The sequence below is a fragment of the Faecalicatena faecalis genome (assembly GCF_012524165.2).
Taxonomy (GTDB): Bacteria; Bacillota; Clostridia; order Lachnospirales; family Lachnospiraceae; genus Faecalicatena_A; species Faecalicatena_A faecalis.
The window spans coordinates 70,636-83,519 of sequence record NZ_JABACJ020000005.1 but is presented as its reverse complement, the minus strand read 5'-3'; the positions used below and the strand labels follow the sequence as shown (position 1 = coordinate 83,519).

General features: G+C 45.9%; 12 protein-coding genes. 7 read left to right on the top strand and 5 right to left on the bottom strand.

Going from position 1 to position 12,884, the window contains the following annotated elements; all coding sequences use genetic code 11:
* Positions 1 to 11 precede the first annotated feature (11 nt).
* Positions 12 to 833 (bottom strand): purine-nucleoside phosphorylase, encoded by an 822-nt coding sequence (locus HGO97_RS07365; RefSeq protein ID WP_216240672.1) that lies wholly within the window; start codon positions 831 to 833, stop codon positions 12 to 14.
* 274 nt (positions 834 to 1,107) lie between these two features.
* Here HGO97_RS07365 and HGO97_RS07360 point away from each other — a divergent pair, with 274 nt between their 5' ends.
* The 4 genes from HGO97_RS07360 (at position 1,108) to HGO97_RS07345 (ending at position 4,262) form a co-directional block, all read left to right on the top strand.
* On the top strand, positions 1,108 to 1,641 hold the full coding sequence (locus tag HGO97_RS07360; RefSeq protein ID WP_216240671.1) for a helix-turn-helix domain-containing protein: 534 nt from the start codon (positions 1,108 to 1,110) through the stop codon (positions 1,639 to 1,641).
* 107 nt (positions 1,642 to 1,748) lie between these two features.
* Complete coding sequence (locus HGO97_RS07355) at positions 1,749 to 1,946, top strand: DUF1648 domain-containing protein (protein ID WP_216240670.1); 198 nt, start codon at positions 1,749 to 1,751, stop codon at positions 1,944 to 1,946.
* Between the two features lie 20 nt (positions 1,947 to 1,966).
* Positions 1,967 to 2,698 carry an ABC transporter ATP-binding protein gene (locus HGO97_RS07350; RefSeq protein WP_216240669.1) on the top strand — a complete coding sequence of 244 codons (732 nt, stop codon included), beginning with the start codon at positions 1,967 to 1,969 and terminating at the stop codon, positions 2,696 to 2,698.
* Complete coding sequence (locus tag HGO97_RS07345) at positions 2,682 to 4,262, top strand: hypothetical protein (RefSeq protein WP_216240668.1); 1,581 nt, start codon at positions 2,682 to 2,684, stop codon at positions 4,260 to 4,262. The genes HGO97_RS07350 and HGO97_RS07345 overlap by 17 nt, the downstream gene beginning before the upstream one ends.
* 163 nt (positions 4,263 to 4,425) lie before the next feature.
* On the opposite strand, the gene spoIVA is transcribed toward HGO97_RS07345, so the two are convergent.
* The 4 genes from spoIVA to der all read right to left on the bottom strand — a co-directional run bounded on the left by spoIVA (position 4,426) and on the right by der (position 8,981).
* Positions 4,426 to 5,898, bottom strand: a complete 1,473-nt coding sequence (gene spoIVA, locus HGO97_RS07340) for a stage IV sporulation protein A (RefSeq protein WP_216240667.1) — start codon at positions 5,896 to 5,898, stop codon at positions 4,426 to 4,428.
* A gap of 71 nt (positions 5,899 to 5,969) precedes the next feature.
* Positions 5,970 to 6,989 carry an NAD(P)H-dependent glycerol-3-phosphate dehydrogenase gene (locus HGO97_RS07335; protein WP_216240801.1) on the bottom strand — a complete coding sequence of 340 codons (1,020 nt, stop codon included), beginning with the start codon at positions 6,987 to 6,989 and terminating at the stop codon, positions 5,970 to 5,972.
* Between the two features lie 25 nt (positions 6,990 to 7,014).
* Positions 7,015 to 7,650, bottom strand: a complete 636-nt coding sequence (gene plsY, locus HGO97_RS07330; RefSeq protein WP_216240666.1) for a glycerol-3-phosphate 1-O-acyltransferase PlsY — start codon at positions 7,648 to 7,650, stop codon at positions 7,015 to 7,017.
* A gap of 2 nt (positions 7,651 to 7,652) precedes the next feature.
* A complete protein-coding gene (gene der / locus HGO97_RS07325) occupies positions 7,653 to 8,981 on the bottom strand; it encodes a ribosome biogenesis GTPase Der (RefSeq protein ID WP_216240665.1) in 1,329 nt (442 codons plus the stop codon).
* Positions 8,982 to 9,357: 376 nt separating this feature from the next.
* On the opposite strand from der, the gene HGO97_RS07320 reads away from it, so the two are divergent.
* From HGO97_RS07320 to HGO97_RS07310, 3 genes are all read left to right on the top strand, one after another.
* The gene (locus HGO97_RS07320; protein ID WP_216240664.1) at positions 9,358 to 10,527 is read left to right on the top strand and encodes a ribose-phosphate pyrophosphokinase; all 1,170 of its coding nucleotides are present in this window, start codon (positions 9,358 to 9,360) and stop codon (positions 10,525 to 10,527) included.
* Between the two features lie 148 nt (positions 10,528 to 10,675).
* On the top strand, positions 10,676 to 11,065 hold the full coding sequence (locus HGO97_RS07315) for a BlaI/MecI/CopY family transcriptional regulator (RefSeq protein ID WP_216240663.1): 390 nt from the start codon (positions 10,676 to 10,678) through the stop codon (positions 11,063 to 11,065).
* Positions 11,062 to 12,843, top strand: coding sequence for a BlaR1 family beta-lactam sensor/signal transducer (locus HGO97_RS07310; RefSeq protein WP_216240662.1), 1,782 nt, complete (start codon positions 11,062 to 11,064; stop codon positions 12,841 to 12,843). Before HGO97_RS07315 ends, HGO97_RS07310 begins: the two co-directional genes overlap by 4 nt.
* Positions 12,844 to 12,884: the final 41 nt, after the last annotated feature.

Below are 12,884 nucleotides of genomic sequence, written 5' to 3'. Positions count from 1 at the left end.
AAATCATCTGTTTAAAGCTTCTCAATGATCCGTGTCACCAGGCGTTCAAATTCCTCTGCTCTCTGATCTGCGACTGCCTGCACATCTAAATGGCTCAGTTCTTCTCCCGTGATTCCACATGCCATGTTGGACACGCAGGAGATTCCACATACCCGCACACCTGCATGGCGTGCTGCAATGGCCTCACATGCCGTACTCATCCCGACAGCATCAGCCCCCAATGTGGCAAACATCCTAATCTCTGCCGGGCTCTCAAAATTTGGTCCCGTCGTCTGGAGATAAACGCCCTCCTGAATCCGAATATGTTCCGTCTCTGCTGTCTTTTGTATCAGCTCCATCAGCTCCACATCGTAGATATGTGTCATATCCGGGAAACGTGTCCCCAGCTCGGATACATTCTCTCCGATCAGAGGGGATGGAACAAAGTTAGAGATCTGATCTGTGATCATCATGAAATCCCCCACATGAAATGTCCTGTTGATCCCGCCGGAAGCATTTGTCAGAAACAGGACTTCGATTCCCATCATCTTCATTAATCGGGTAGGCAGGACCACATCTTCTATGGAGTAGCCCTCATAATAATGCACCCGTCCTTTCATTACGACCACTGGGACCTCACTGATATAACCAAGAAGGAAACGTCCGTCATGTCCTTGTACTGTGGACACAGGAAATCCCGGGATATCTCCATAGGGGATTTCCTTCACGACCTTCATATTTCTCCCATAATTCCCAAGACCAGATCCCAGGATCAGGCCGACACGCGGTTTGAAATCTGTTACTGACTTGTAATATTCATAACATTTTAATAACTTTTCATATTGTTTGCTCATTGTATTCACTCCCAATCTATTCTATTGCGCCCAAGCAGATATTTAAACTTCGCTCTGCTGCTTCCTTAATGAGGTTAAAAACATACCTGGGAGTATTATAACCTTTCCCCATCAAAGACTCAAGGGGAATTTCGAGGTACCTGGATAATCACCTCCTGCGAAAACACTGGAAGTATCTGTCTTCATTGGCAGTCTGTACATATGATGATTTCCTCTTGAAAATATACTCTCAAAATGATAATATTATCACATATTCTAAAATCGGAGGTACCTTATGGACCAGAAAATAATGGATACATTCACGAACCCTGTTAAATGTAAAATCTTCATGGAAGTCCAGAAATGTAAAGAAACCAATGCCAAGCATTTGGCCGAGACGCTTTCGGATGTTCCCCAGGCCACCTTATATCGTTATTTAAAGAAAATGACAGCAGATGGTATCCTGAAAATCGTAAATGAAACTCCGATTCGGGGCGTTATCGAAAAAACCTATGCCATAGCCATGGATATGAAAAAAGGATTCGAAGAAATGATCGACCAAAACTCCGGTGAGGCGTACATGCAGTCCTTCATGCAATATATGCTGGGCTTTGCCGAACAATTCCAGACATACTGTAGTCAGGATAACATTGATATTATCAATGACAGATCGGGCTTCTCCCTGACCCATCTGTATCTGACGGATGAGGAGCTGGAAGCCCTGGTGAAAAAAATCGGCGATACGATCAAGCCTTTTACAGAAAACCCGTCACGAGAAGACAGAAATATACGTACGATCGGCCTGATTGTTTCTCCTCCTCAAAAGTAATTCCCCTCCTGCCCGGATTGTATTTTATATGGGCAGGATTTTTCTTGACTTATTATTATCATAGTGATAATATTATCATATCAAGAATATTAGAGGAGGATTTCACAATGAAGAAAAAATGGATCGTTATCACAGTAATCACCTTAGTTATCCTGGCGGCACTTACCTTTGTACTGCCCCAGGAAATTCCAATACACTTTGGGGTTTCTGGGGCCGGCAGAGCCGTCAACAAATATGTGATCCTGCTATTCGCCCCGGTCCCCGCATTCCTCGGCTGGGCCATCACCAAAAAATATAAGAACTGAAAAGAAAGGAAGTCTGCAGCATGAGCAACGTATTAGAAATCAAAAATTTCTCCAAGATCTACTCGGAGAACAAAAGGGCCGTTGACCATCTCAGCCTGACTGTCAGGGAAGGGGAGATCCACGCCTTCATCGGACACAACGGAGCCGGAAAGACCACCACCATCCGTGCAGTCGTTGGAATCATGGATTTTGAAGAAGGGGATATCCTCATCGACGGTCACTCTGTAAAGAAGGAGCCTGTAACATGTAAATCCTTAACAGCATATATTCCAGACAACCCGGACTTATATGATTATGTGACAGGAATCCAATACCTGAATTATATGTGTGATATGTTTTCTGTGCCTGCAAAGGAACGCGCAGACAGAATCCGCACATACGCCGACTGCTTTAAGCTGACAGACTGTTTAGGTGATTTAGTCAGCTCTTACTCTCATGGCATGAAACAAAAGCTGGCTTTGATCGGGGCCTTTGTCCACCGTCCGAAACTGCTTGTTTTGGATGAGCCTTTTGTCGGACTTGATCCAGAAGCCTCCTTCTATCTTAAAAAAATCATGCATGAGCTGTGCGAGGCAAAAACAGCCATCTTTTTCTCTACCCACGTCCTGGAGGTAGCGGAAAAGCTCTGTGACAGGGTATCGATCATCAATCATGGGAAGCTGATAACAAGTGGGACGATGGACGAAATCAAGGGCAGCCATAGTCTGGAGGACCGATTCATGGAGGTGATTGAGAATGATGAGCAAATATAGATTCCTTTTGAAGCTGCAGCTATACAATCTCTTTGGGATAAACAAGCTGATTCACTCCCATGATAAGCAGGAACGGCAGCGTTTTCTGATCACCGCTGGCCTTGGTCTTACCGCTGCGCTCATTTTTGTCATCTATACAGCAAAATTTAGCAGCCGTATGGCTAAAGCTGGATTGGCCGGGGCTATCCCTACGATCATGGTGGTCCTCTGTGCTCTGAGTACACTGATTCTCACCTTCGTGAAAAGTACCGGGGTCCTGATTGGCTTAAAGGATTATGACCTAGTAATGTGTATGCCTGTGAATACGATTGCGATTGTTGCAAGCCGAATTACTTTATTATACCTCATCAATCTTTTCCTTGGTTCTGCCGCTATGCTGCCGTCGTGCATTCTTTATGTCATATACGTGCACCCGCCGCTTTCTAGTTATTTCTTTTTATTGGGCGCACTGCTTTTTACACCGGTGATACCTATGGTTTTCTCTTTATCATTGGGAGTCTGGATTGTTGCTGCATCCTCAGGCACCAAACACAGCAATCTATGCTCATTAATCTTGAGTACGACGGTCGTTCTATTGATCGTATTTGCTTCTGTAAAGACACAGTTCATGGATATGACGCAGATTACTGATCTTGGCAGGGCATTGGCTGATGCAGTGAACAAATACTATCCACCCGCTTCACTGATCACCCGCGCCTTGTCCGATACAGACTGGGGAAGTTTTCTTCTCTTTCTTCTGATATCCATATTGTTGGGAGCCATATTTACAGGTATTGTTTCACACTACTATAAAGCCTTGAATACAGCCGTATTCTCCTATCATGCAGGCAGGAAGTATCAGATTGGAACGTTAAAAGCCTCCTCCCCTTTCATGGCCCTTTACAAGAAAGAATTGAGCCGTTTAACTTCCTGTACGATATATGCATTAAACTCCTGTATTGGAATCGTGCTGCTTTTTGTCCTTACCGTCATCGCAGTCTTCTTTCTGCCGCCCGCCCTGAAAAGGCAATTAGAAACGCAGGAAATAAAAAGGCTGCTTGCAAACCTCATGCCGCTTGCCTTGTCACTGTTTGTAAGCATGACTTCAACAACAGCTCCCTCTCTTTCCTTAGAGGGAAAAAACCGCTGGATCATGTGTTCTGTCCCCGCACCGTCAAGGACCATTTTTGATGCAAAGATCGCGGTAAATTTGACCGTCATACTTCCGGTATTGTATGTGAGTGCCTTTTTGCTTCGGATAGCTTTTCCTCTTTCCGGCATACAGACTGTGCGAATGTTCCTCATTCCGACTGTATATGCCCTCTTCATCTCGGTTCTTGGTCTTTTCTTGAACATCCGGTTTCCAAAATATGACTGGACGAGTGAATATTATGCGGTCAAGGGTGGTGCCGTATCCGTAATCGCTGCCATCATGACCGGTATGGCAAGCAGTTTGATTCCCTTGTATCTCTGCCTTGTCCTCCCACAATACCAAATGGGAATCATACTCGGCTTTCCAGGATTTCTCTTAGCCGTTTCGATTGTGCTCTATGGGAATATCTGCAGAACCTCCTTATACATGTAGGCCGGATAAAAAAGCACTTGGTCAAAGACACAGTAAAAGACAGCCCGGCTATGCATTTACAGTAAGAAGTGCTTTTATACTTCCTGTTATGCATTCCGGGCCGTCCTTTTAAATCCCTCTGCCCTCTGTTTGTGAATCCGATTTTTCATCGGCTTTTTGATTTCTAAATAATAATGCAGACAAGACCTCCATTGCTGTCATTTACAATCTTCTGCATGGTATCCTGCAGCTTCACCTGACTCTCATCGTTGATCATGGTGATTTTATTTCTCATTCCATCCATCACCAGCTCCTCGATGGACTTTCCGAATATATTCGTCCCCCAGACACCTTCCGGCGTCTCACTCTCTGTCTTGATGTATTCCACCAGATCCTGGGCCTGCTTCTCATTCCCTACAATAGGTGCGATCTCTGTCTCAATATTAGCACGGATCATATGGATAGACGGCGCTTCTGAATGAATCTTCACTCCGTATTTATTCCCCTGTTTGATAATCTGTGGCTCATCCAATGCAATTTCTTCCTTCTTCGGACTGACGACTCCGTACCCCTTCATCTTCACATCTGCAAATGCATCCTTGATCTGGGTGTACTCTTCTTTCATGGCTGCCAGTTCTTTCATGGCCGTAATCAATTCATATTCACCCTTGATCTGGGTCCCGGTCAGTTCACTTAAGACTTCATAATAGAACTGCTCTGCAAAGGTAATTCGTACCTTTACCCGTCCGGTGTCCATCTCAATCTTATCTACATTGACTTTTTCAATGTAGGGGCTTTCTACCAGCGGAGGGTCCCCTGCAGCACTGCGGATATCTTTGAACCCGCCCATGATCGCTCTTACATTCTGCAGCAGATCCGCCTTGATCCGATGATCCCTGGACAGCATTTCCACCCATTTAGGAATATAGAATTCCACCTCTGCAATCGGGAATTCAAATAATACCTGACGCATGATATTGTGAATATCCTCTGTTCGAAGCTGCTCACAGTTGACCGGCAGCACAGAAACACCGTATTTCGTCTGCAGCTCCTCCTGCATGGCCTTTGCTTCCTCCGTATAAGGCTTCTTCGTATTCAGCAGAATGATGAAAGGCTTCCCAATAGACTGGAGCTCTTTGACGGTCTTTTCTTCCGCTGCTATGTAATTCTCTCTCGGCAGGTCCCCGATACTTCCATCCGTCGTCACCACGATACCAATGGTAGCATGGTCATGAATGACCTTTTGCGTACCGATCGCAGCTGCCTTGGTAAAAGGAATCTCATACTCGAACCAGGGTGTCTTTACCTGGCGTTCGGCTTCATTTTCAATATGTCCAGAAGCCCCGTCCACCATATATCCCACACAGTCGATCAGCCGTATCCTGACCTCCACATCATCGGAAAGTTTGATAGATGCTGCCTCCTTTGGCACAAATTTCGGCTCTGTGGTCATAATCGTGGTGCCGGAGGCGGACTGGGGAAGTTCATCCTTTGTGCGTTCTCTTGCATGTTCATCTGTCATATTCGGAAGTACCAGAAGATCCATGAACCTTTTGATAAAGGTTGACTTGCCTGTCCGAACAGGACCAACAACTCCGATATAGATTTCTCCGTTTGTTCTTGCTTTCATGTCTTTGTATAACTGAAATGAATCCATAAAATTACCCCCTTGTTCTGCTGATACCAATGTATGCACAGAAAAGGGGGTTTATGATGATTATTTTGAAATTATGCTTCACCCGGCCATGGAAGTGACGCATGTTCACTCTTGTGTTCGCGCAGCATCAATTCATCCACTGCCTCTGCCGGATTCTTGCCCTCGAACAGGACAGCATTCACCTGGTCTACGATTGGCATGGAGACACCATATTCCTTTGCAAGCTTTGCTGCTGCCTTGGCAGAATAGACACCTTCTACGACCATCTTGACTTCCTCCATCGCCTGCTCCATGGTCCGTCCCTGTCCGATCAAGAAACCAGCCTTCCGGTTACGGCTGTGGACGCTGGCGCAGGTCACGATCAGGTCTCCGATTCCGGTGAGCCCTGTAAATGTCTCAATCTTTCCGCCCATCTTTACGCCTAACCTTGCGATCTCTGCGATGCCCCTCGTAATCAGAGCAGCCTTTGTATTGTCACCATACCCGAGTCCGTCCGCGATTCCTGCTGCCAGGGCAATGACATTCTTTAAGGAGCCTCCCAGCTCAATTCCCAAGATATCCGGGCTTGTATATACACGGAATACACGGCTGATGAACATGGACTGTAAATACTCCGCTGTCTTTCTCGTCTTTGCTCCAATGACGCATGTAGTCGGCAGCTTTCTTCCGACCTCCTCCGCATGACTCGGCCCGGAAAGAACCGCAACATCCGCCTGTGGAATCTCCTCCTCGATCTGCTGGGAAAGTGTCATCAGGGTAGTCTCCTCGATTCCCTTAGCCACATCCACAATGATCTGCCCCTCCTTGATATAAGGGCTCATGCTCTTTGCTGTTGCTCTTGTAAAGGGAGAAGGTACGGCCAGTACCAGGAAATCCCGATCTGTCACAGCCTCTTTCAGATCATTTGTGATCACCATATCCTCCGGAAGCTTTACTCCTGGAAGCTTTGTCTCATGTTCTCTTTTCTGTGTCAGCATCTCGACCTCAGCCTTGTCGATCGACCAGACACTCACCTGATGTCCATTCTCATACAACAGAATAGAAAGTGCTGTTCCCCAGCTTCCAGCTCCTAATACACCTACATTTGCCATCATTCATTCTCCTTTACATTTGAATCTACTTTTTCTTCCCTGAACCAAATCTATTCTCAGTGCCCGCGAGCAGACGCTTGATATTCTCCTTATGCCGAAACCATGCCAGAAGGGTGAGCAAAAGAACCAGTATGTACATCTCATACAGGTACGGGGCCGCCATATGAAAGCCGCCGTACTGTCCAAGGGTCACTACTTCCAGGAAAAATAACGTGGAAGCAAGCAGTGATCCCAAGGATACATATCTGGAAAAGATCACAGCGATCAAAAACGCTGCCAAAGGAATCGGCACCATGGCCGGACTGGTCGAGATGACCAGACCTGCGAGTACTGCGATTCCCTTTCCTCCCTTGAACTTTAAATAAAACGGAAAATTGTGTCCCAGCGTCGCCCCCATTCCCGCATACATTGCCAAAAGCGGCAGATATTCGCTGCCTCTGTACAGATAGCGTACAAGAAAGATAGCCGCAACACATTTGAGCACATCTCCTGCGAAAGTCATCAGGCCTGCTTTCCATCCCATGACGCGCACGGCATTGGTGGAACCTGCATTCCCACTCCCTTCCTTTCTGATATCAACATGATTGATCTTCCCTACAAGATAGCCAGTCTGCAAAAGTCCACAGACATAACCGATCAAAAGGCAGATGAAACGTTCCATAACTACTGCTCCTTTTCCTTTCTTTCCCTGATAAAGAACTTCAATGAGGTCCCTCTGAACCCGAAGGCTTCCCTGATTTTATTTTCCAGATATCTGGTGTAGGAAAAATGCATCAGTTCCTTATCATTAACAAAAATAACAAAGGTCGGCGGCTTTACAGAGACCTGTGTAATATAGTACAGCTTCAGCCTCTTGCCCTTGTCGGATGGCGGCTGCTGCATCGCTACTGCTTCCGTCATGATCTCGTTGAGGACTCCCGTCGCCACACGTAAGGTCTGATTCTCAATTACCATATCAATCATCTCATAAAGCTTATTCAGTCTCTGCCCTGTCTTCGCAGACACGAACATGACCTCCGCGTAAGGAAGATAGGATAACACCTGTCTGATCTTGGCCTCATATTCCCTGGTCGTCTTATCATTCTTCTCAATGGCATCCCATTTATTCACTACAATAATGATGCCCTTTCCACGCTCATGCGCGATTCCGGCGATCTTTGCGTCCTGCTCTGTCACGCCCTCTGTGGCATCGATCACCATGAGGACCACATCTGCACGCTCTACTGCCGTAACGGTACGGATGATGCTGTAGCGCTCTAATTCTTCCTTGATCTTATTCTTTCTGCGCAGACCTGCCGTATCAATGAAGATGTATTCCTTCCCATCATGTACGATTTCTGTATCAATGGCGTCTCTTGTAGTGCCTGCAATATCAGATACGATTACGCGGTTCTCGCCCAAGAGCTTATTGACGATGGAAGACTTCCCTACATTCGGTTTGCCCACGATGGCAATCCTCGGTCTGTCGTCCTCCTCCTCTTCCCCTGTGCCCTCTGGAAAATGCTCTGCCACAGCGTCCAGCATATCTCCGATTCCCAGCCTGGAAGCCGCAGAGATTGGAACTGGGTCACCAATTCCCAGATTATAGAATTCATATACATCCGGCATCATCTTGTTAAAACTGTCTACCTTATTTACAACAAGCACGATCGGCTTTCCTGACCTCCTAAGCATATCTGCCACCTTGGAATCAGAATCCACCAAGCCCTGCTTCACATCTGTGATAAAAATAATGACGTCTGCCGTATCAATGGCGATCTGGGCCTGCTCCCTCATCTGGGAAAGGATGATATCCCTGCTGTCCGGCTCGATTCCTCCGGTATCGATCAGGGTGAACTCCTTGTCCAGCCAATTGACATCCGCATAAATACGGTCTCTTGTGACTCCCGGCGTATCCTTGACGATCGATATCGTCTCTCCTGCCAGGACATTGAACAATGTAGACTTTCCAACATTTGGTCTTCCTACAATCGCTACTACTGGTTTGCTCATATTTATTAACTACCTTTCTGAACTCACATTCTACGTTTCTTTTTCGTTTCCTTTTAGGACTGACCGCCTGTCAACCCTGCCGCTTGATTTTACAATATCTGCCGAAACTTGTAAAGCCTTCTTTTGAAATCCCCTTTAACAGAAGAAGCCCTTCACTGCAAGCATTATATCACAAACTGTACCTCGATTGCAATGAATCCCCTCTTATGTCCCCGCATCCCGACTTACAGCCAGGGCACCGCAATTTTTATGTATCGCCTTTTATACACACATTTCTGCAAGCTGTGCTTGAATTCCGACATCAAAAATGATATAACCTTATATGTAAGAGACTGGATTTTTCCAGTCTTAAATTCGTAGAACATAGGAGAAAATCATGTCAAACATCGAATTGTTAGAAAAGACACTTCCCGTAGCGCCGCTCAAGATCGTGGCTATGGAAAGCTGCAAAGAACTTGGGAAGAAGGTAAATGACTACATTGTATCCTTCCGCGAGAATACAATCAGTGAAGTCAAGCCCTCTCCGCTCTATGTCAATTATGAATCCCATAATTATCTGGTAGACTGCTGCTGTCCACGTTTTGGCTCCGGCGAGGCAAAAGGGATTCTCAAGGAAACAATCCGCGGGACTGACTTATTTATTATGACAGATGTATGTAACTACAGCCTGACCTATACTGTGAACGGACATGAGAACCACATGTCACCGGACGACCATTTCCAAGACTTGAAAAGAGTCATTTCTGCTGCGACCGGCAAGGCCCGCCGCATCAATGTCATCATGCCATTTTTATATGAAGGCCGTCAGCATAAGCGTACAAAGAGAGAATCTCTGGACTGTGCACTTGCTTTGGAGGAACTGATCTCCATGGGAGTTTCCAACATTATCACCTTTGATGCCCATGATCCAAGAGTTCAGAATGCGATCCCGCTGAATGGATTCGACAGCTTCAATCCTCCATATCAGTTTATGAAGGCACTATTTCGCTCTGTGCCGGATCTAAAGGTGGACAAGGAACACCTGATGATCATCAGCCCGGACGAAGGGGCAATGCACCGTGCAGTCTACTTCTCCAATATCCTGGGCGTGGACATGGGAATGTTCTATAAACGCCGTGACTACTCCACCGTTGTCAACGGCAAGAACCCGATCGTGGCCCATGAATTCCTCGGGGATGATGTGGAAGGAAAGGATGTCATCATCGTAGACGATATGATTTCATCCGGTGAAAGCATGCTGGACGTAGCGAAACAGTTAAAGAACAGAAAGGCCGGACGCGTATTCGTGTGTACCACCTTTGGTCTATTTACAGAAGGCTTTGGAAAGTTCGATGAATATTATGAGAAAGGATATATCGACCGCGTGATCGCGACCAACCTGACTTATCTCCCGCCGTTTGCAAAAGATAAGCCCTACTTCGTAGCCGCGGATATGAGTAAGTTCCTGGCACTTATCATCGATTCCCTGAATCATGACACGACCATTGGTGCGGTCCTCAATCCAACAGACAAGATACATGCACTTCTGGAAAAGCACGGACTTTAAGAATTAAAAAAAAGAAACAGCTTCTAAATAAGGACTGGTGTACAGCTTAGGTACACAGTCCTTATTTTTATTCCCTCCGCATCCTTATTGACGACTTTTACTTTATCCCTTATAATTACTACATAAGTAAGATTAAAGGAGTACGATTATGGAAAAATTACCGCAGATATCCGAAGCTGAATATGAAATCATGAAAATTCTATGGACTGAATCTCCCCTCAGCACCAATGAAGTATGTGAACAGGCTCAAAAGGCCCACACCTGGAATCAAAAGACAATCCATACCCTGCTGTCCCGTCTGACTGCGAAGCAGGTCATTTCCTATGAACAGCGCGGACGGATGTATTACTATTTTCCAGTCATTGCAAAGGAGAAGTATTTGGAACAGGAGAATCACCATTTCCTGAACCGCTTTTATAATGGGGAGGTGGCACCTATGTTGTCCTCTCTGCTCTCCAACACAGAATTATCAGATTCGGATCTTAAGGACTTGTATGCAATCATCGATTCCAAAATAAAGCGTGGTGACCCATCATGACATTTCCTGTACGTTTTCTGGCCTGCAATCTATTCATCAGTCTTTTGTTGGCCTGCCTGCTGCTATTGAAGAAGGGGCTGAAAAAGCATATTACCCTGACAATGCAGTATCAGCTATGGTATGTGTTTGTCCTAGTTTTACTGCTGCCCTTTCTACCATATCAAATAGCTGTTCCGAAAAAATTAAACCTTCTGATCCAGCAGTTTTTTCCCCGTTCATTCGACGTTTCTTCCATGTCTGCAGGAAACGTACCAAAAACCGCTGCCGCAGATGGACCTTTCCAAGACCTTTCCATGGCCGTTGCATCGTCAGGCAGCCTGTTGAACCGGGTGCTGTTTGGAATCTGGATTTTCGGCATCCTTGTGGCTTCTGTCTTTTTCCTTTACAGTGCCACGAAAATTTTTTTATTAAGGAAAAGAGCATACCTCATTACCTGGCAGACGGAACCGGACCTATTTCAACTGTTTTCGTCCTGCTTAAAGGAACTGGGAATTCAACGCAATATCCGGCTTTATGCTTCCTGCAGCCTTTTTACACCTGTCTCTTACGGATGGCTCAAACCGACCGTCATGATTCCGCAGGATCTGGACATTTTATTGTCAGAAGAAGACATCCGTTTTATTTTTCTGCATGAACTGCAGCATTATAAACATAAGGATGCACTCCTGAATGACCTAATCTGCTTTCTGCAGATCATCTACTGGTTCAACCCATTTATCTGGTATGCATTTGGGCAGCTTCGAAGTGACCGGGAGATTGCCTGCGACCATTCGGTCCTGCATGTCATTGGAAGCAGTCAGGCCTCAAATTATGGATATACGATCCTTCGTTATGCCGGGCAGATGCAGAAAGGAATGTACCTTTCCCCCGTATCGACCATGGGTGGGAGAAAAGATTCCATCCGGCAGCGAATTACAGAGATTGCAGAATATCAAAAGGAGTCTGTCCCTCAAAAGGTGAAAAGTATCGGCATCCTGATCCTTGCGCTGCTCCTTGTATTCTGCTCAAGTCCGCTCCTGACAGCGAATGCCGCTTTCTCGTCTCCATCACTAATAGATGACGGAAATTGGGAAACTATAGAGCTTTCCCCCTATTTTCATGAAATAGAGGGTTCCTTTGTCTTATATGACATGACGAAGGGACGATATCAGATTTATAATGAAAAGCTAAGCAGACAGAGAGTTTCTCCTGATTCGACCTTCAAGATATACAGTGCGCTTTTTGCTCTGGAGGAACAGGTCATTTCTCCGAATGCTTCCCTGCAAAAATGGGATGGGGAAAAACAGCCCTTTGAGAAATGGGAACAGGATCAGACACTGTCTACGGCCATGCGTGATTCTGTCAACTGGTATTTTCAGAACCTGGACCATCAAGTGGGGCTTTCCAAGCTGTACTCCTACTATCAGAGGATTTCTTATGGAAACTGTGACTTGAGCGGTGGGACGGCTTCTTATTGGGCGGAATCTTCTTTAAAGATTTCCCCGGTGGAACAGGTCAGGCTGCTATCTAACCTCCTTGAAAATGAATGGAGCTGTAAAGAGCAGAATATCGAGGCCGTAAAAACTTCCCTATACCTGGGCGACACCTCACTTGGCAAACTTTACGGAAAGACTGGTACCGGTATGGAGAACAATCAGCATGTGAATGGATGGTTTGTGGGATTCCTCGAAAGAGATGGCCATACCTATTGTTTTGCCACACATCTGCAAAACTCGGATGAGGCTGATGGCAGCCATGCCGCGGCGATTACCAGCCAGATTCTTGAACACATTCTTTAACTAAAAAAGCCCCAAAATGATTTAACGGGAGATGGTGTTCT

What these genes read in the sequence shown, in the direction of transcription:
- HGO97_RS07310 (WP_216240662.1), top strand. Translation starts at nt 11,062, where the DNA reads ATGACATTTCCTGTACGTTTTCTGGCCTGCAATCTATTCATCAGTCTT.
- HGO97_RS07315 (WP_216240663.1), top strand. Translation starts at nt 10,676, where the DNA reads ATGGAAAAATTACCGCAGATATCCGAAGCTGAATATGAAATCATGAAA.
- HGO97_RS07350 (WP_216240669.1), top strand. Translation starts at nt 1,967, where the DNA reads ATGAGCAACGTATTAGAAATCAAAAATTTCTCCAAGATCTACTCGGAG.
- HGO97_RS07320 (WP_216240664.1), top strand. Translation starts at nt 9,358, where the DNA reads ATGTCAAACATCGAATTGTTAGAAAAGACACTTCCCGTAGCGCCGCTC.
- plsY (WP_216240666.1), bottom strand. Translation starts at nt 7,650, where the DNA reads ATGGAACGTTTCATCTGCCTTTTGATCGGTTATGTCTGTGGACTTTTG.
- HGO97_RS07345 (WP_216240668.1), top strand. Translation starts at nt 2,682, where the DNA reads ATGATGAGCAAATATAGATTCCTTTTGAAGCTGCAGCTATACAATCTC.
- spoIVA (WP_216240667.1), bottom strand. Translation starts at nt 5,898, where the DNA reads ATGGATTCATTTCAGTTATACAAAGACATGAAAGCAAGAACAAACGGA.
- der (WP_216240665.1), bottom strand. Translation starts at nt 8,981, where the DNA reads ATGAGCAAACCAGTAGTAGCGATTGTAGGAAGACCAAATGTTGGAAAG.
- HGO97_RS07365 (WP_216240672.1), bottom strand. Translation starts at nt 833, where the DNA reads ATGAGCAAACAATATGAAAAGTTATTAAAATGTTATGAATATTACAAG.
- HGO97_RS07335 (WP_216240801.1), bottom strand. Translation starts at nt 6,989, where the DNA reads ATGGCAAATGTAGGTGTATTAGGAGCTGGAAGCTGGGGAACAGCACTT.
- HGO97_RS07355 (WP_216240670.1), top strand. Translation starts at nt 1,749, where the DNA reads ATGAAGAAAAAATGGATCGTTATCACAGTAATCACCTTAGTTATCCTG.
- HGO97_RS07360 (WP_216240671.1), top strand. Translation starts at nt 1,108, where the DNA reads ATGGACCAGAAAATAATGGATACATTCACGAACCCTGTTAAATGTAAA.